Genomic DNA, 16820 nt, shown 5'->3' with positions numbered 1-16820 from the left:
TATGCGCCAATCACGACCCCTCATTCTGTGTGTTCTGATCGGGCTGGTTTCTTTGCCAGCCCGGGCAGATTTCCATGTATTTGCCTGTGAGCCCGAGTGGGCAACCCTGACCCGAGCATTGATGCCAGACGCTCACGTTACAACGGCCACCAGCTACCTGCAGGACCCCCACTACATTGAAGCAAGGCCAAGCCTGATCGCGGCCATTGGCCGGGCGGATATCGCGGTGTGCACGGGGGCTTCTCTGGAGGCTGGCTGGTTGCCAATGTTGCTGCAGCGGGCGGGCAATCGAAAGGTTCAGCCGGGCCGCCCAGGCCTGTTCTTTGCGGCCGATCATGCCCAGTTGCATGCGCCTCATGATCACGTAGACCGCAGCATGGGGGACGTACACCCGGAGGGCAATCCCCATGTGCATCTATCGCCGGATCAGCTACCCAAGATTACCGAAGCACTGGCCCAGCGCCTCGGCGAACTCAGGCCTGAACACTCGGCCGATATTTTTGCTCGTTACATAACGTGGCGCGTGAACTGGAACAGCCACCGGGAACAATGGCGCGAAAGTGCGAAAACCTTGGAAGGGCACTCCGTTGTCGTCCAGCACACCGGCTTCATCTACCTGTTGAACTGGCTGGGTGTGGGCTCCACCGTGGATTTAGAACCGAAACCGGGGCTGCCACCCAGCGCCAGTCATCTGAGTCAGTTGCTGACCGATCCGGCGCTGGACAAGGCATCGGCGATCCTGATTGCCAGCCACCAGAGCCGAAAACCTGCGCAGTGGCTGGCCGAGCGAACAGGAAAGCCGGTTGTTGTGCTACCGGGCACGGTCACTGACGATCCGGAAACCGACACGCTGGCCGAGCTGATTTCCATGATCGTGAACCGTCTTGAAACAAGCGTGGCAGAGGTTTCTGATGGCGGGTTTTGAGTGGCTGCTTCTACCGGTGTTCGGCAGTGCACTACTGTGCCTGCTGCTGGTGCCGCTTGGCTATCAGGTGATTGCCCGAGGGGTGATCTTCGCCGATCTTGCGATCGCGCAATGGGCTGCACTGGGCACTCTGGCGGGCATGTATCTGCTGCCGAACCACACGCTGGCCGGAGCGCCGGTGAGCAGTCTGATATTTGCCCTGCTCGCGGCCATGGCCGTGCACCTGATTTTCAGGCTGTTCAGTGAAAGCAAAGAGGCCTGGATAGGCCTGCTGTATGTGGTGGGTGCCAGTCTGGCAGTACTGCTGGTAAGTGACGATCCGCATGGCGCCCAAGCACTGCAACGAGCAGCCGCCGGCGATCTGCTATGGGCGAGTCGGGAGCTGGTCGTGGCAACCGCGATACTGGCCGCACTTGTCTGGCTACTTACCTGGAAGTGGTCTGGGTGGCTTTCCGGCGCAGCGTTCATGCCGGTGTTTGCGATTGCAGTGACCTACTCGGTGTCGTTGGCTGGCATTTACGTGGTGTTCGCAACGTTGATCATCACACCATTGATTGCCGGCTCGCTCAAGGGTAAGCCACCATTGGCCGCCGCCATTTGTGCGGTTGCCGGGCACCTGGCGGCCATCGTGTGTTCCGTGCTTTTCGATGTACCGGTGGGGCCCGCTATCGTGATCGCCACACTCTCTGCAGCGATGCTCTGGCTCGCTGCAGGTTTGCCGGGTGCGCAACGGCCGGAAACCGGCCGTTGCTAGACATCACGGTGGGAGCTTATTCCACCGTGACGCTCTTGGCCAGGTTACGAGGCTGGTCTACGTCGGTGCCCTTCAGTACCGCAACATGGTACGACAGCAGCTGCAGGGGCACGGTGTAAACGATCGGCGCGGTAATTTCGTGCACCGAGGGCAGCTGCATTGCATGAATACCGGGCTCGGCCTTCACGCCGGCTTCTTTATCGGCAAACACGAACAGCTCTCCGCCGCGGGCACGCACCTCTTCGAGGTTGGATTTGAGCTTCTCAACCAGGTCGTTGTTCGGCGCGACCGTCACTACCGGCATCTCGCTGTCTACCAACGCCAAAGGCCCATGCTTCAGCTCACCGGCCGGATAGGCTTCGGCGTGGATGTAGGAGATTTCCTTCAGCTTCAGGGCTCCTTCCATCGCCACCGGATACTGTGATCCACGGCCGAGGAACAAGCTGTGGTTCTTGTCCATAAAGGCTTTGGACATATTTTCGATTTCAGCGTCCAATGCCAGAACGTCGCTCACCTGGCCGGGCACCAGGTGCAAGGCTTCAACGATTTCAGCTTCTTTCTCTTCACTCAGGCCGTTATGACGGGCCAAAGCCACCGAGAACAACAACAAGGCTACCAGCTGAGTAGTGAAAGCTTTGGTAGACGCAACACCAATTTCCGGGCCGGCCTGGGTCATGATCACCAGGTCGGATTCGCGCACCAAGGAGCTGCCCGGTACGTTACAAATGGCCAGTGCCGCACGGAAGCCGGCTTTTTTCGCCTGCCGCAGAGCCGCCAGGGTGTCTGCGGTTTCACCAGACTGAGAAATGCACAGGAACAAGGTGTCCTGCTGGATCACGTGCTTGCGGTAACGGAACTCGGAGGCCACCTCAACCGAACAGGGCACGCCGGCCAGTTCTTCAATCCAGTAACGGGCCACCATACCGGCGTGGTAAGACGTACCACAGGCAATGATCTGAACGTGGCGAACGTTTTCCAGCAATTTGGCAGCGTCGGTACCCAAAGCCTGTTCCAGAACGCGGCTGTCGGTGATGCGGCCGGTCATGGTGGCTTTGACCACCTTGGGCTGCTCGTAGATTTCTTTCAGCATGTAGTGGCGGTATTCGCCTTTATCGGCCGAATCCGAAGCGTGCTCGAAGCGCGTGATGCTGCGTTCAACCACGTTGCCATCGCGGTCTTCGATGGCGATCTTGTCCTTGCGGATGTCGGCGATGTCGCCTTCTTCCAGGAACATGAACCGATCGGTTACCGGCAACAAAGCCAACTGGTCAGAAGCAATGAAGTTTTCGCCAATACCCACACCGATAACCAGCGGGCTGCCTTCACGGGATACCACCATGTGATCCGGCTCGTCGGCGTGGACAACCGCCAGGGCGTAGGCGCCGCGCAAGCGGGTCATTGCCGTTTTCACCGCTTTGTACAGGTTGCTGTCAGCCTGATAGTGCTTGTTGATCAGGTGCGCAACCACTTCAGTATCGGTCTGGGAGGTAAACTCGTAGCCTTCGGCGATCAGTTCATCGCGCAGTTCCTGATAATTCTCGATGATGCCGTTATGAACGATGGCCAGGCGCTCACCCGACATATGCGGGTGGGCATTCAGCTGCGACGGCTCACCGTGGGTGGCCCAACGGGTGTGGGCAATGCCCATGTGTCCGGCAACAGGGTTGGCTTCGATCGCGTCGGCCAGTGCAGCCACCTTACCCACTTCCCGGGCACGCTGTACCTGAGCCTCGGAACTTACAACGGCCATACCGGCGGAGTCGTAACCCCGATACTCGAGTCGGCGCAGACCCTCCAGCAGAATTCCCTGGACATCCCGTTCAGAAACCGCTCCTACAATCCCACACATGCTGCTATCACCTGTTCGTTAATCGGTCTTTACGCTTTTTTCGGCCGTTCCCAGCCTGAAATATTCCGTTGTTTGCCACGAGCTACGGCCAAATCGTTTTCGGCAACGTCTCGGGTAATGGTCGAGCCCGCGCCAATGGTTGCGCCTTCCTCGACTTTTACGGGGGCCACCAAGGAGGTATTGGAGCCGACAAACACGCCGTCACCCAATTCGGTGCGGAACTTGTTCACCCCATCATAATTGCAGGTGATTGTACCTGCACCTACATTCACATTACGGCCAAGAGAGGCATCGCCCACGTAACTAAGGTGGTTGATCTTGCTGCCCTCACCCACGATGGCTTTCTTAGTTTCCACGAAATTGCCCACCTTTGTATTGGCTGACAACTCGGTACCGGGGCGCAGTCGTGCAAAGGGTCCGATTTGGGCGTTAGCGCCAACTACGGCACCTTCGATCACGCTATTAGCTTTGATCTCGGCACCATCGGCGATGGTGGCATCTTTAATGACGCAGCCCGGGCCAATGCTCACGTTGCTGCCAAGGCTAACCTTGCCTTCAAAAACGACGTTGATATCAATCCACAGGTCGTTGCCAATGATAAGCTCGCCACGCACATCAACGCGGGCAGGATCAGCCAGAGTGGCGCCCTCGGTCATCAATCGTTCGGCTTGCTGAAGCTGATACCAACGCTCCAGTTCGGCCAGTTGCAGGCGGTTATTCACGCCCTGCACTTCAAAAGCCGTTTGTGGCTGGGATACCGCCACGCTCAAACCGTGTTCTACCGACATGGCAATGATGTCGGTCAGGTAGTACTCACCCTGGGCGTTACTGTTCGAGAGCGTGGGTAACCAACTCTTCAGGTGCTTGGCGGAAACCGCCAAGATGCCGGTGTTTACTTCTTTGATCGCCTGCTGCTCTTCGGTGGCGTCTTTTTGCTCAACGATCGCCTGTACCTGCCCTTCCGCACTGCGCACAATCCGACCGTAACCCTGCGGGTTGTCCAGATCGACCGTGAGCAAGGCCAGGCGCTCGTCGTTGAGCTCTTGCACCATGCCTTGCAAGGTGTCTTTGCTGGTTAGCGGTACATCGCCGTACAACACCAGTACCCGGGCGTCGTCCGGCAAGTCGGGCAACGCTTGGGCTACCGCGTGGCCGGTGCCTAATTGCTCGGTTTGCAGCACCCAGTTGACGCTGTCGTCCTGCAGGGATGCCCGTACCTGATCCGCACCATGACCGATCACTGTGTGTATTTTTTCTGCGCCCAGCTGTTTCGCCGTTTCAACAACGTGATGCAGCATGGCTTTGCCGGCTACCGGGTGTAACACTTTCGGCAGTGCGGATTTCATCCTTGAACCCTGACCGGCGGCCAGAATAACAACGTGTAACGGATTCATGGGGCGATCAACTCCAAATTCGTTGGTCATCTCATAGTAAAAAACCGCATCCCGATGAGGGGCGGCTGGTTTCCTTTCGGAACACCAGCGCCCGCCACCTGCGGATGCGGTTCACTGTCAGGCCTGTCCGGGCACTGACGCAAGCACTGCTTATCGCAGGTTCTTGCGCAGTTTCTGGATAGTGCGCAGCTGAGCGGCGGCTTCTGCCAACTCTGCTGCGGCCCGGGAGTATTCAAACTCACCTGATTTGTTTGCCAGTGCCTTCTCGGCTTCCTTCTGGGCTTCCAGAGCTGCAGCTTCGTCTACATCTTTCGCACGAATTGCAGAGTCGGCCATCAGGGTCACGAGGTTCGGCTGTACTTCGAGGTATCCACCGGATACGTACAGAATTTCCTCAGCGCCACCCTGTTTGATGATCCGCACTGCGCCCGGCTTGAGCGCAGACAGTAGCGGAGCATGGCCAAACTGAATACCAAGCTCACCCTCGGTACCGGTGGCGATTAACATCTCCACCAGACCGGAGTAAATTTTCTCTTCGGCACTTACGACGTCACAATGTACGGTCATAGCCATTTCTTACGCCTCTTGCGTCTGAAAGTGAAGAAAGGTGTTACTTACCTTCCTTCTCCTTCATTGCCTTAGCTTTCTCAATTGCTTCTTCGATGCCGCCGCACATGTAGAACGCCTGCTCTGGCATGTCATCGTAGTCGCCGTTAAGAATTCCTTCGAAGCTGGCGATGGTCTCTTTCAGAGACACGTACTTACCGGGGGAACCGGTGAATACTTCAGCAACGTGGAAAGGCTGAGACAGGAAACGCTCAATCTTACGTGCGCGGGATACGATCAGCTTGTCGTCTTCTGACAGCTCGTCCATACCCAGAATGGCGATGATGTCTTTCAGTTCTTTGTAACGCTGCAGAACGTTCTGAACACCACGAGCAACGTTGTAGTGCTGCTCACCAATCACCAGCGGATCCAGCTGACGGGAAGTGGAGTCGAGCGGATCGATCGCCGGGTAGATACCCTTGGAAGCGATGTCACGGCTCAGTACCACGGTCGCGTCAAGGTGCGAGAAGGTGGTGGCTGGGGACGGGTCAGTCAAGTCATCCGCAGGTACGTATACCGCCTGGATAGAAGTGATAGAGCCATCTTTGGTGGAGGTGATACGCTCCTGAAGCTCACCCATTTCCTGGGCCAGAGTCGGCTGGTAACCAACCGCTGAAGGCATACGGCCCAGCAGTGCAGATACCTCAGTACCGGCCAGGGTGTAACGGTAAATGTTGTCAACGAACAACAGTACGTCACGACCCTCGTCACGGAACTTCTCAGCCATGGTCAGACCGGTCAGTGCTACACGCAGACGGTTTCCTGGGGGCTCGTTCATCTGGCCGTAGACCATCGCTACTTTATCCAGAACGTTAGACTCCTTCATTTCGTAGTAGAAGTCGTTACCTTCACGAGTCCGCTCACCAACACCGGCGAATACGGAGAGACCGGAGTGCTCTTTCGCGATATTGTTGATCAGTTCCATCATGTTAACGGTCTTACCAACACCGGCACCACCGAACAGACCAACTTTACCACCCTTGGCGAACGGGCAGATCAGGTCGATAACCTTGATGCCGGTTTCCAGAAGGTCGGCAGAGGCTGACTGATCAGCATAACCCGGTGCTTTACGGTGAATGCCCCAACGCTCTTCTTCACCGATTGGGCCAGCCTCGTCGATGGGACGACCCAGAACATCCATAATCCGGCCCAGAGTTTTTGTACCAACAGGTACAGAAATCGGCTTGCCGGTGTTTTCTGCTTTCAGGCCACGCTTGAGGCCTTCGGTGCTGCCCATGGCGATGGTACGTACAATGCCGTCGCCCAGCTGCTGCTGGACTTCCAGAGTTGTTTCGCCACCTTCAAGCAGCAGTGCGTCGTAAACGCTTGGCACGGAGTCACGTGGGAATTCCACGTCGATAACCGCGCCAATGATCTGAACGATGTGTCCGCTACTCATGCTCGGTTCCTCGTTATCTAGTAGTCAATAAAACCAGTAGGTTAGTGAGCGCTATCAAACAGATGCTGCGCCGCTCACGATCTCCGAAATCTCTTGTGTGATCGCTGCCTGACGGGCCTTGTTGTAGGCCAACTGGAGCTCATCAATGATGCCACCAGCGTTGTCAGTCGCGCTCTTCATAGCGATCATCCGGGCGGCCTGTTCACAGGCCAGATTTTCTACCACACCCTGATACACCTGGGATTCGATATAACGTGGCATCAACCCGTCAAGAATCGGACGTGAGTCCGGCTCGTAGATGTAATCCCACTGGCGACCGATGTCGTCATCTGAACCTTCCGGCAGAGGCAAGAGCTGCTCTGACTTCGGGCTTTGCGTCATGGTGTTCACGAATTCGTTGCTAATGAGGAACAGGCGGTCAATCTTGCCTTCCTCAAACGCGTCCAGCATCACCTTCACGCTGCCAATCAGCTGTTCCGCACTTGGGTTATCACCCATGTGGGTCAGGGCTGCCACCACATTTCCGCCGTAGCTGCGGAAAAAGGAGGCGGCTTTCTGGCCGATGGCACAGATATCGGTCTCAATACCTTTTTCTTTCCATTCACGCATTTCGCGCACGAGCAGTTTGAACGCGTTAGTGTTCAAACCACCACACAGGCCACGGTCTGAGGAAACTACAATGTAGCCTACCCGCTTGACCTCACGCTCCTGCATGAACGGATGACGGTAATCTTTATTGGACTTGGCAATATGTCCGATTACCTGACGCATCTTTTCCGCATACGGGCGAGTCGCCTGCATGCGTTCCTGAGCTTTACGCATCTTACTCGCCGCCACCATTTCCATGGCGGAAGTGATCTTCTGCGTGCTCTTGATGCTTCCGATCTGGTTACGTATTTCTTTTCCGACGGCCATAAGTCACTGCCTTTTCAAGTTAGACACTCAAAGGGACCAGCAGGCCCGCTTATCGGCGGGCCTAATGGATTTACCAGCTCTGAGTGGTCTTGAATTTCTCCAGAGCAGCTTTCAGGCCGGCAGCGATGTCGTCGTTGAACTTACCTTCAGGACCGATCTGGTCGAGCAGTTCTTTCTGCTCGGCACGCATCCAGTCCAGAAGTTGTGCTTCAAAGTTCACAACCTTGTCTACGTCAACATCGTCAAGGAAGCCTTCGTTTGCTGCGAACAGCACAGTACCCATTTCAGCCACAGTCATCGGGCTGTACTGGTTCTGCTTCATCAGCTCGGTTACGCGCTGACCATGCTCAAGCTGCTTACGGGTCGCTTCGTCAAGATCAGAAGCGAACTGGGCGAATGCCGCCAGTTCACGGTACTGAGCCAGTGCCAGACGGATGCTACCGCCGAGCTTCTTCATGATCTTGGTCTGAGCTGCACCACCTACCCGCGATACCGAGATACCTGCGTTCATGGCAGGACGGATACCGGAGTTAAACAGGTTGGTTTCCAGGAAGATCTGACCGTCGGTGATGGAGATCACGTTGGTCGGAACGAACGCAGAAACGTCACCCGCCTGGGTTTCGATGATTGGCAGAGCGGTCAAGGAACCGGTCTTGCCTTTCACTTCGCCGTTGGTCAGCTTTTCTACTTCTTCAGCGTTGATGCGAGAAGCACGCTCCAGCAGACGGGAGTGCAGGTAGAAAACGTCACCCGGGTATGCTTCACGTCCTGGCGGACGACGCAGCAACAGGGAAATCTGACGGTAAGCAACAGCCTGCTTGGACAGATCATCGTATACGATCAGAGCGTCTTCACCGCGGTCGCGGAAGAATTCACCCATGGAGGTACCGGAGTACGGAGCCAGGAACTGCATAGCTGCAGGATCGGCGGCGCCGGCGGCAACGATGATGGTGTGGTCCATAGCGCCGTGCTCTTCGAGCTTACGCACAACCGCCGCGATGGACGACTGCTTCTGACCAACCGCAACGTAGATACACTTGATGCCAGTGTTCTTCTGGTTGATGATCGCGTCGATCGCAACTGCGGTCTTACCAATCTGACGGTCACCGATGATCAGCTCACGCTGACCACGACCGATTGGAACCATGGTGTCGATCGCTTTCAGACCAGTCTGTACCGGCTCATCAACGGACTGACGAGCGATAACGCCCGGTGCAACCTTCTCAACCGGAGAGGTCTGAGTGTTGCCCAGCTCGCCCTTGCCGTCGATCGGGTTACCCAGACCGTCTACTACACGGCCCAGCAGTTCGTTACCAACCGGTACTTCCAGGATACGACCAGTACAACGGACTTTCTGACCTTCGGCCAGGTCCTGGTAGTCGCCCAGAACAACCGCACCAACAGAATCACGCTCAAGGTTCAGCGCCATACCGTAAGTGCCGTTGGCAAATTCAATCATCTCGCCGTACATAACGTCGGCCAGACCGTGAATCAGTACGATACCGTCAGAAACGGAAAGGATCGTACCTTCGTTCTTTGCTTCGGAAGAGATGTCGAGTTTCTCGATTCTCTTCTTGATGATGTCACTGATCTCGGATGGATTCAGTTGCTGCATGCCTTTGTCCTCAAACCTTGTGCTGAAATCAGGAGCCCAGAGCCTTGGCCATTCTGGCCAGCTTGCCACGGACTGAAGCGTCGATAACCAGGTCGCCTGTGCGTACTACCACGCCGCCGATCAGAGACTGATCCACTGCGGTTTCAAGCTCAACCTTGCGCTCCAGCTTTCTGGACAATGCGTCAATCAGTTTCTGTTGCTCGTCGCCTGACAGCTCGAATGCGGTATCGATTGTCAGCTTAACGGATTGCTCCAGATCTGCACGATACAGAGCGAATAACGCAGAAACTTCTGGCAACAGGGCCAGACGCTTGTTTTCAGCAAGAATCAACAGGAAGTTTCTGAGTGCTTCAGGCAGCGGCTCTTCAAAACAGTCTGCGAAGAGTTCCGCCTTGCGTTGCTCAGACAGGCCAGGATTGGCCAGGATGTTCACTACCTCTTGGTCAGCCGCAACCTGAGCTGCGAAAGCCAGAGCCTGATCCCACTGATCAACGGCGTTCTGGTCCTGCGCGGCTTTAAAAACGGCTTTCGCGTAGGGTCGGGCTAACGTAGTTAGTTCTGCCATGATGACCCTCTATTAGAGTTCTGCGGCCAGCTTTTCCAGCATCTCGCTGTGAGCTTTGCCGTCGACAGAGGTTTCCAGAATCTTCTCGGCACCGGCAACAGCCAAAGCTGCTACTTCATTTCTCAGTGCGTCGCGAGCCTGAACACGCTCCTGTTGAATTTCTGCCCTGGCCTGTTCAATAAGCTTTTCGCCTTCTTTGCGAGCGTCGTCCTTGGAGGCTTCGACGATCTGGGCGGCACGCTTGTTGGCCTGGTCAATCAGGGCTGCAGCTTCTTCCTTCGCTGTGCGCAGTTCCTTCGCCGCTTTCTCTTGAGCAAGCTCAAGATCAAGGGATGCACGGTCTGCGGCGGAAAGGCCGTCTGCAATTTTCTTCTGGCGCGCTTCCATGGCTGCCGTGATCGGCGGCCATACATACTTGACGCAGAACCAGACGAAAATAGCGAAGGCAATTGATTGCCCTATCAACGTAAGGTTTATATTCACGGCAATATACCTCTTGCTATTCGTTGCGTCCTGGTTTCCGGAAATAGGGCGCGGTGTTGTGCACCAGCGCCCTGCATTCGCGGTCTAATTAACCAGCAACAACGAAGATCAGGTACATCGCGATACCAACACCGATCATGGGAACGGCGTCAAGCAGACCAGCCATGATGAAGGCTTTAGTTTGCAGCTGGTTAGCCATTTCTGGCTGACGAGCAGTAGATTCAAGCAGCTTGCCGCCCAGCAGACCGAAACCGATACCGGCGCCCAAAGCACCCAGACCGATGATCAACGCAGCTGCGATAAATACCATTTCCATTGAGAACTCCTCAGTTTTTTCAGATAGTTAAGGGTTTGTGTATTTAAGGGTAAATCAGTGATCTTCGTGCGCCGCACTGAGGTAAACCACAGTCAGCACGGTAAAAATAAACGCCTGAAGCGGGATAACCAGAATGTGGAAAATAGCCCAGGGTACGTTCAGCGTCCACTGGATCCACAACGGCAACAAGGCAATCAGGATAAACACAACTTCACCGGCGTACATGTTACCGAACAAACGCAGTGCCAGACTGATTGGCTTGATGATCAAAGCCAGGATCTCGAGCATCAGGTTGACCGGAATCATGGACCAATGGTTGAACGGGTTAAACGCCAGCTCCTTGCTGAAGCCACTGACGCCTTTCACCTTGAAGCTGTAGAACAAGATCAGCAGGAACACCCCAAACGACATACCAAAGGTGGCGTTTGGATCGGTGGTCGGTACGATCTTGAAGTATTCCAGACCCATGGCGTGCGCCAGAGACGGGATGAAATCCACAGGAATCAGCTTCAGGACGTTCATCAGGAAAATCCAGACGAAAATCGTCAGCGCCAATGGCGCAATCAGAGGGTTTTTGCCGTGGAATACGTCACGGACAAGCCCTTGGATAAACTCGAAACACACTTCTACCAGGTTTTGCAGTCCGGTCGGCACACCTTCGGTTACCCGAGAAGCGGCAAAACGGAACAAGCCCAGAAACAGAAGGCCCATTGCGAGGGACCAACCCATGGTATCCACGTGGATCGCCATGAAACCCATGTCTGCAGCTTCCTGAGCGGTGGTTGCAAAAGACCAGCCGGCCTCCTGCATCACACTGCCGTCAGCCCGCTCATAGCCAGCCGGAAGCTTGCCATAGGTAAGGTTGGTTAGGTGGTGTTTTATATACTCTACTGGGGTATCAGCTGCCATACTGCTCTCGTCCAGTCATCGCTGTGGTTGCGGCCGGATGAGCCAGCGTAATGCCGTACCCAACACAACCATCACAGCAAAAGTGAATAACAGAGCCGGTACATGTACTGGCTCCATTAAAGTGAAAACGGCCGCAAAAAAAATTGCGGTAAGGGCGAGTTTAATGCTCTCGGCCCTGAACATATTTCCAACCGCCACATGAATTTGGCGGGCGCCCTGATACCGAAAGGTCCGGTGGGCAAAATACGCGTTTGGTATGACAAAAATAAGACCGCCGATAAACGCGGAATAACCAGCCAAACGACTTTCTGTTAACCAAAACAGGCTGAGAATGATCAGTGTGGCCATCTCTATGGTGAGCCACTTCGCCAGCGGCACGTACGTGATGGCTTTCCTATAACGGGTCATATCACCTACTGTCATTCCAAGCGCGCGGAATTATATGTGTTAACCGATAGCTGTTCAACTGAGTCGTTGGGAAAATTCGGGCGTTTTTTGATCAGCGCCGGATGTCAGACGCTTCAATTTCACACAAGTTGTGGTCTGCAACCTATGGTACAACCACATCTGGTGTTTGCTGGTGATACTAGGCCTTTCGGATGATTTCGCGAAATTTTCGGGTGTCAGCGAATATGGCCCAATATTCCGTCAAGCTCATCCAACGATGTGTATTCGATTACCAGCTTTCCCTTGCCCCGCTTGCCATGAGCGATCGATACCCGTGCGCCTAAACGCTCGGAAAGATCGTCTTGCAGGGCGCGAATGTTAGGATCAAGCGCTGCTTTTTCTTCACCCTTCTCTTCCGGGGATTCCTGCTGCAACCGCCGAACCAGTGCTTCGGTCTGCCGCACAGAAAGGGATTTGGCAACAACCTGCCGCGCCACTTGCATTTGCTGCTCCGGTGGCAGCGTCAGCATGGCCCGGCCATGACCCATTTCGAGATCGCCGTGCTCCAGCATGGTCCGGACGTCTTCGGTCAGACCGATCAAACGCAGGAGGTTGGTAATGGTGGTACGGGACTTACCCACAGCCTCGGCCACCTGGGCCTGAGTCAGACCGAACTCGTCTTGTAAACGCTGTAGCGCGAAGGCTTCTTCGATGGGATTCAGGTTTTCACGTTGAATGTTTTCGATCAGCGCCATGGCGATGGCGGCTTCATCCGGCACTTCACGGATGATGGCGGGGATGCTGTCCAACTCGGCCAGCTGAGTGGCGCGCCAACGACGCTCACCGGCAATCAACTCATAGCGGCCATCGTCAATGGCACGTACCACAACCGGCTGCATGACACCTTGTTGGCGAATGGAGTCTGCTAGTTCCTGCAACGCGGCCGGATCCATATCACGGCGCGGCTGGTAACGACCACGCTGAATAAGATCAACAGGTATGTCCTGCATCTCGCCGTCGCGCTTTGCACTTTCGCTGCTCTGATTGAGGTTCACTTTGGAACCCTGCAACAGAGCTCCTAAACCACGTTCGCCCAAGCCTCGCTTCTTCGCCGCCATGGTAGTAGTCATTCTTCCTAGTGAAATAATGGATGCATGGTTGCCTGACGGCGAACTATGTTACACCGCAACGGCGCTGGATGTCTTTTTTGTTCCGTGCCGGCGGACCATCTCACCGGCCATCGCCAGGTAGGCAATGGCGCCTTTCGACGCTTTGTCGTAATTCAGGGCCGGCATGCCATAGCTCGGCGCTTCCGCCAGTCGCACGTTACGGGGAATCACCGCGCGATAGACCTTATCGCCGAAATACTCCCGCAGCTGCCCGGATACATCCAGTGTCAGGCTGTTGCGCGGATCGTACATGGTGCGCAGGATGCCTTCCATCTCTAACTGGGGATTCACCGTTTCCTTTATTTGTTCCACGGTGTTCATCAAAGCCGCCAAACCTTCCAGCGCGTAATATTCACACTGCATCGGGATCAGCACAGAATCAGCCGCCGAAAGTGAATTCACGGTTAACAGGTTCAGTGACGGCGGACAGTCGATCAGAATGTAGTCGTAATTGTCCCTCACGTCACTCAACGCCAGGCGCAACCGGTGTTCACGACCGATCTCGTTCATCAATTCAACTTCGGCAGCGGTCAGGTCACCGTTGCCTGGCAACAGGTCGAACCCGGCTGGATCGGTTTTCACCAAAACTTCGTCTGCCGTTGCCCGCTTGGTCAGAAGATCGTAGCCGGACAGCTCAAGGGCGTTTTTATCCACACCGCTGCCCATGGTGGCGTTGCCCTGTGGATCCATATCGACCAGCAAAACCCGGCGCTTGATAGCGACCAGTGACGCAGCAAGATTGACGCAGGTGGTGGTTTTACCCACACCGCCTTTTTGATTGGTCACTGCAATCACGCGCGTCATGCTTTGCCTCCTGCTATTGCGGGTTACCGGGATGATGGGTGTCGGGTGACGATCAACAGGTGTCGTTCACCATCGGCACCGGGCACTTTCAGAGAATGGTTGGATTCTACCTGCCATTGGCTTGGAAGGGCAGCTACTTCATCATCCGGATACTGACCTTTCATCGCAAGAAACTCACCGTCTTGCGCCAAAAGTTGTCCACACCAGGACACCAGATTTTCAAGCGCGGTAAACGCCCTGCTGCTGATCTGCTGAAACGGCTGCTCAGGCTGGCAATCTTCGGCGCGGCCGTGAATAACCTCCACGTTCTTCAATCCCAATTCCAATACACACTGATTCAGGAATCGGGTTTTCTTGCCGTTGCTGTCCAACAGTGTGAAGCGTGTGTCGGGAAATACGATGGCAAGGGGGATACCGGGCATACCACCACCGGCACCGACATCAAGCAAGTGATCGGTGGTTACCCAAGGCATGATGCTCAAGCTATCCAATAGCTGGCGCGACACCATCACCCGCTCATCGCGGACAGCGGTAAGGTTGTAGGCTTTGTTCCATTTGTTCAGGAGAGCGAGAAAAGCCAGCAACTGTTGTTGCTGGCCATCACTCAAAGAAAGCTGCATTTCAGCCAGCCCGTCTTCGAGCTGGCTCTGCCACTGTGGATAAGTCATAGAGTTGGATCAGGCGCTTTGCTTGCGGAGAAGGTCCCGCTTTTTCAGGTGAACGAGGATCTGACTGATCGCGGCCGGGGTCACGCCCTGGATGCGAGAAGCCTGGGCAACCGTTTCCGGGCGCACTTCCTGCAGCTTTTGTTTGATCTCGTTGGATAAACCACCGATCACATCGTAATCCAGGTCTACCGGCAACCGGGTATTCTCGTTCTTGCGCAGACGCTCGATTTCATCGGCCTGGCGGGAAATGTAGCCTTCGTATTTGACTTCAATTTCCACTTGCTCGGCCACAACCGGGTCTTCCGCACACTCACCGCCAATATCGGCAATGTGCTGGTACACGATTTCGGGGCGGCGTAGCAGCTCGGCCAGCGATTGATCACGGGTCATCGGCTGCTTAAGGAATCCGTTAGCGCGCTCACCCGCTTCCGTGTTCGGGTGAATACGGGTTTCTTCCAGACGACGACGCTCGCTGACGATGGCTTCGCTCTTTTCGCAGAACTTCTGCCAGCGGTCATCATCAACCAGCCCCAGCTTGCGTCCGGTTTCAGTCAACCGCAGGTCGGCGTTGTCTTCACGCAGAATCAAACGGTATTCGGCACGGCTGGTGAACATGCGGTAAGGCTCACTGGTGCCCATGGTGATCAAATCATCAACCAACACGCCCAGATACGCTTCGTCCCGGCGCGGGTACCATTCGTCTTTATCCTGCGCGCGCAACGACGCATTGATGCCCGCCAGCAAACCTTGCGCTCCGGCTTCTTCGTACCCGGTAGTACCGTTGATCTGGCCGGCAAAATACAGCCCCTGGATAAACTTGGTTTCCAAGGTGTGCCGAAGATCCTGCGGGTTCAGGTAATCGTACTCAATGGCGTAGCCCGGGCGCAGTATGTGGGCATTTTCAAATCCGGGAATGGATTGCACCGCTTTGAGCTGGATATCGAACGGCAAGCTGGTGGAAATACCATTCGGGTACAGCTCGTTGGTGGTCAAACCTTCCGGCTCAACAAATATCTGGTGTGAATCCTTGTCGGCAAAGCGATTCACCTTGTCTTCAATCGACGGGCAGTAGCGCGGCCCAACACCTTCAATATTGCCCGCGAACATGGGCGAGCGGTCGAAGCCGCTGCGGATGATGTCGTGGGTTTCTTCGGTGGTGCGGGTAACGTAGCAACAAATCTGTTCCGGATGCTCGTCGCGGCTGCCAATAAAGGACATAACCGGCGCCGGGGTATCGCCCCACTGCTCTTGCATGACCGAAAAATCCACCGTGCGGGCATCAATGCGCGGCGGCGTTCCGGTTTTCAGGCGCCCTACATTAAAAGGCAGTTCTCGCAGGCGCTTGGCCAAGGCGTTGGCGGGCGCGTCGCCCGCTCGGCCACCGGCATGATTCTGCATACCGATGTGGATAACTCCGCCCAGGAAAGTACCGGTAGTGAGCACCACGGTTTTCGCGTTAAAACGGATACCGGTTTGGGTCACCACACCGACCACCTGATCGTTTTCCACAATCAAATCGTCGGCCGCTTGCTGGAACAGCGTAAGGTTTGGCTGGTTTTCCAGAGTGTGGCGAATCGCGGCTTTATACAGTACACGGTCGGCCTGAGCACGTGTGGCACGAACGGCCGGGCCCTTACGGGCATTCAGTACGCGGAACTGGATGCCGGACTGATCAGTGGCACGGGCCATGGCACCGCCCAAAGCATCGATCTCTTTCACCAGATGGCTCTTGCCAATACCGCCAATGGCGGGGTTACAGGACATCTGCCCCAAAGTTTCAATGTTGTGGGTAAGCAACAGGGTTGCCGAGCCCATGCGCGCGGCCGCCAAAGCAGCTTCAGTACCGGCATGGCCACCACCAATGACTATGACATCGAAACGGGTTGGAAAATCCACACTACACCTCGGGAATCGGGGGATAAAATCAGGGGCGGGAGTATACCGCTTCGACGGAGAGATTGCAGTCAAAATGTGCAATTTTTGACCAGATTACGTGTAATCCCAAATCACCAACCCTGATCAATCCGAAAACGCGACAAAAAGTCAGCTTTATCATCAACCG

17 protein-coding genes are annotated in these 16820 nt (G+C 55.4%); 2 read left to right on the top strand and 15 right to left on the bottom strand.

Features of this window, described 5'->3' with window-relative positions:
* Position 1 precedes the first annotated feature (1 nt).
* Positions 2 to 925, top strand: a complete 924-nt coding sequence (locus JAO79_RS02465) for a metal ABC transporter substrate-binding protein (protein WP_227664299.1) — start codon at positions 2 to 4, stop codon at positions 923 to 925.
* Positions 912 to 1679 (top strand): metal ABC transporter permease, encoded by a 768-nt coding sequence (locus JAO79_RS02460; protein ID WP_199005571.1) that lies wholly within the window; start codon positions 912 to 914, stop codon positions 1677 to 1679. The genes JAO79_RS02465 and JAO79_RS02460 overlap by 14 nt, the downstream gene beginning before the upstream one ends.
* A 16-nt stretch (positions 1680 to 1695) precedes the next feature.
* On the opposite strand, the gene glmS is transcribed toward JAO79_RS02460, so the two are convergent.
* From glmS to mnmG, 15 genes are all read right to left on the bottom strand, one after another.
* The gene (gene glmS, locus JAO79_RS02455) at positions 1696 to 3528 is read right to left on the bottom strand and encodes a glutamine--fructose-6-phosphate transaminase (isomerizing) (protein WP_199005570.1); all 1833 of its coding nucleotides are present in this window, start codon (positions 3526 to 3528) and stop codon (positions 1696 to 1698) included.
* Positions 3529 to 3557: 29 nt separating this feature from the next.
* On the bottom strand, positions 3558 to 4922 hold the full coding sequence (glmU, locus tag JAO79_RS02450) for a bifunctional UDP-N-acetylglucosamine diphosphorylase/glucosamine-1-phosphate N-acetyltransferase GlmU (RefSeq protein ID WP_199005569.1): 1365 nt from the start codon (positions 4920 to 4922) through the stop codon (positions 3558 to 3560).
* Between the two features lie 150 nt (positions 4923 to 5072).
* Positions 5073 to 5495, bottom strand: coding sequence for a F0F1 ATP synthase subunit epsilon (locus tag JAO79_RS02445; protein ID WP_199005568.1), 423 nt, complete (start codon positions 5493 to 5495; stop codon positions 5073 to 5075).
* Between the two features lie 37 nt (positions 5496 to 5532).
* Positions 5533 to 6927, bottom strand: coding sequence for a F0F1 ATP synthase subunit beta (gene atpD / locus JAO79_RS02440; protein WP_199005567.1), 1395 nt, complete (start codon positions 6925 to 6927; stop codon positions 5533 to 5535).
* A 54-nt stretch (positions 6928 to 6981) separates the two neighbouring features.
* Complete coding sequence (atpG, locus tag JAO79_RS02435; protein ID WP_199005566.1) at positions 6982 to 7842, bottom strand: F0F1 ATP synthase subunit gamma; 861 nt, start codon at positions 7840 to 7842, stop codon at positions 6982 to 6984.
* A gap of 70 nt (positions 7843 to 7912) precedes the next feature.
* Positions 7913 to 9457 (bottom strand): F0F1 ATP synthase subunit alpha, encoded by a 1545-nt coding sequence (atpA, locus tag JAO79_RS02430; protein ID WP_199005565.1) that lies wholly within the window; start codon positions 9455 to 9457, stop codon positions 7913 to 7915.
* A 28-nt stretch (positions 9458 to 9485) separates the two neighbouring features.
* Complete coding sequence (locus JAO79_RS02425) at positions 9486 to 10022, bottom strand: F0F1 ATP synthase subunit delta (protein ID WP_199005564.1); 537 nt, start codon at positions 10020 to 10022, stop codon at positions 9486 to 9488.
* A 12-nt stretch (positions 10023 to 10034) separates the two neighbouring features.
* Positions 10035 to 10505 (bottom strand): F0F1 ATP synthase subunit B, encoded by a 471-nt coding sequence (locus tag JAO79_RS02420; RefSeq protein ID WP_199005563.1) that lies wholly within the window; start codon positions 10503 to 10505, stop codon positions 10035 to 10037.
* Between the two features lie 88 nt (positions 10506 to 10593).
* The gene (gene atpE, locus JAO79_RS02415; RefSeq protein ID WP_014423137.1) at positions 10594 to 10821 is read right to left on the bottom strand and encodes a F0F1 ATP synthase subunit C; all 228 of its coding nucleotides are present in this window, start codon (positions 10819 to 10821) and stop codon (positions 10594 to 10596) included.
* Positions 10822 to 10875: 54 nt separating this feature from the next.
* The gene (gene atpB / locus JAO79_RS02410; RefSeq protein WP_199005562.1) at positions 10876 to 11730 is read right to left on the bottom strand and encodes a F0F1 ATP synthase subunit A; all 855 of its coding nucleotides are present in this window, start codon (positions 11728 to 11730) and stop codon (positions 10876 to 10878) included.
* A 15-nt stretch (positions 11731 to 11745) separates the two neighbouring features.
* A complete protein-coding gene (locus tag JAO79_RS02405) occupies positions 11746 to 12153 on the bottom strand; it encodes an ATP synthase subunit I (protein ID WP_199005561.1) in 408 nt (135 codons plus the stop codon).
* Positions 12154 to 12353: 200 nt separating this feature from the next.
* A complete protein-coding gene (locus JAO79_RS02400) occupies positions 12354 to 13235 on the bottom strand; it encodes a ParB/RepB/Spo0J family partition protein (protein WP_199005560.1) in 882 nt (293 codons plus the stop codon).
* 60 nt (positions 13236 to 13295) lie between these two features.
* Complete coding sequence (locus JAO79_RS02395) at positions 13296 to 14090, bottom strand: ParA family protein (RefSeq protein WP_199005559.1); 795 nt, start codon at positions 14088 to 14090, stop codon at positions 13296 to 13298.
* A 23-nt stretch (positions 14091 to 14113) separates the two neighbouring features.
* Positions 14114 to 14758: a 16S rRNA (guanine(527)-N(7))-methyltransferase RsmG gene (gene rsmG, locus JAO79_RS02390; protein ID WP_199005558.1), complete on the bottom strand. Its 645-nt coding sequence runs from the start codon at positions 14756 to 14758 to the stop codon at positions 14114 to 14116.
* A 9-nt stretch (positions 14759 to 14767) separates the two neighbouring features.
* The gene (mnmG, locus tag JAO79_RS02385) at positions 14768 to 16654 is read right to left on the bottom strand and encodes a tRNA uridine-5-carboxymethylaminomethyl(34) synthesis enzyme MnmG (RefSeq protein WP_199005557.1); all 1887 of its coding nucleotides are present in this window, start codon (positions 16652 to 16654) and stop codon (positions 14768 to 14770) included.
* Positions 16655 to 16820 lie beyond the last annotated feature (166 nt).

Source organism: Marinobacter litoralis, from assembly GCF_016427555.1.
Taxonomy (GTDB): Bacteria; Pseudomonadota; Gammaproteobacteria; order Pseudomonadales; family Oleiphilaceae; genus Marinobacter; species Marinobacter litoralis_A.
This window is presented reverse-complemented; position numbering and strand designations above follow the sequence as displayed.

Coding starts and splice junctions, on each gene's coding strand:
- JAO79_RS02465 (WP_227664299.1), top strand. CDS start 2: ATGCGCCAATCACGACCCCTCATTCTGTGTGTTCTGATCGGGCTGGTT.
- JAO79_RS02460 (WP_199005571.1), top strand. CDS start 912: ATGGCGGGTTTTGAGTGGCTGCTTCTACCGGTGTTCGGCAGTGCACTA.
- glmS (WP_199005570.1), bottom strand. CDS start 3,528: ATGTGTGGGATTGTAGGAGCGGTTTCTGAACGGGATGTCCAGGGAATT.
- glmU (WP_199005569.1), bottom strand. CDS start 4,922: ATGAATCCGTTACACGTTGTTATTCTGGCCGCCGGTCAGGGTTCAAGG.
- JAO79_RS02445 (WP_199005568.1), bottom strand. CDS start 5,495: ATGGCTATGACCGTACATTGTGACGTCGTAAGTGCCGAAGAGAAAATT.
- atpD (WP_199005567.1), bottom strand. CDS start 6,927: ATGAGTAGCGGACACATCGTTCAGATCATTGGCGCGGTTATCGACGTG.
- atpG (WP_199005566.1), bottom strand. CDS start 7,842: ATGGCCGTCGGAAAAGAAATACGTAACCAGATCGGAAGCATCAAGAGC.
- atpA (WP_199005565.1), bottom strand. CDS start 9,457: ATGCAGCAACTGAATCCATCCGAGATCAGTGACATCATCAAGAAGAGA.
- JAO79_RS02425 (WP_199005564.1), bottom strand. CDS start 10,022: ATGGCAGAACTAACTACGTTAGCCCGACCCTACGCGAAAGCCGTTTTT.
- atpE (WP_014423137.1), bottom strand. CDS start 10,821: ATGGAAATGGTATTTATCGCAGCTGCGTTGATCATCGGTCTGGGTGCT.
- atpB (WP_199005562.1), bottom strand. CDS start 11,730: ATGGCAGCTGATACCCCAGTAGAGTATATAAAACACCACCTAACCAAC.
- JAO79_RS02405 (WP_199005561.1), bottom strand. CDS start 12,153: ATGACAGTAGGTGATATGACCCGTTATAGGAAAGCCATCACGTACGTG.
- JAO79_RS02400 (WP_199005560.1), bottom strand. CDS start 13,235: ATGGCGGCGAAGAAGCGAGGCTTGGGCGAACGTGGTTTAGGAGCTCTG.
- JAO79_RS02395 (WP_199005559.1), bottom strand. CDS start 14,090: ATGACGCGCGTGATTGCAGTGACCAATCAAAAAGGCGGTGTGGGTAAA.
- rsmG (WP_199005558.1), bottom strand. CDS start 14,758: ATGACTTATCCACAGTGGCAGAGCCAGCTCGAAGACGGGCTGGCTGAA.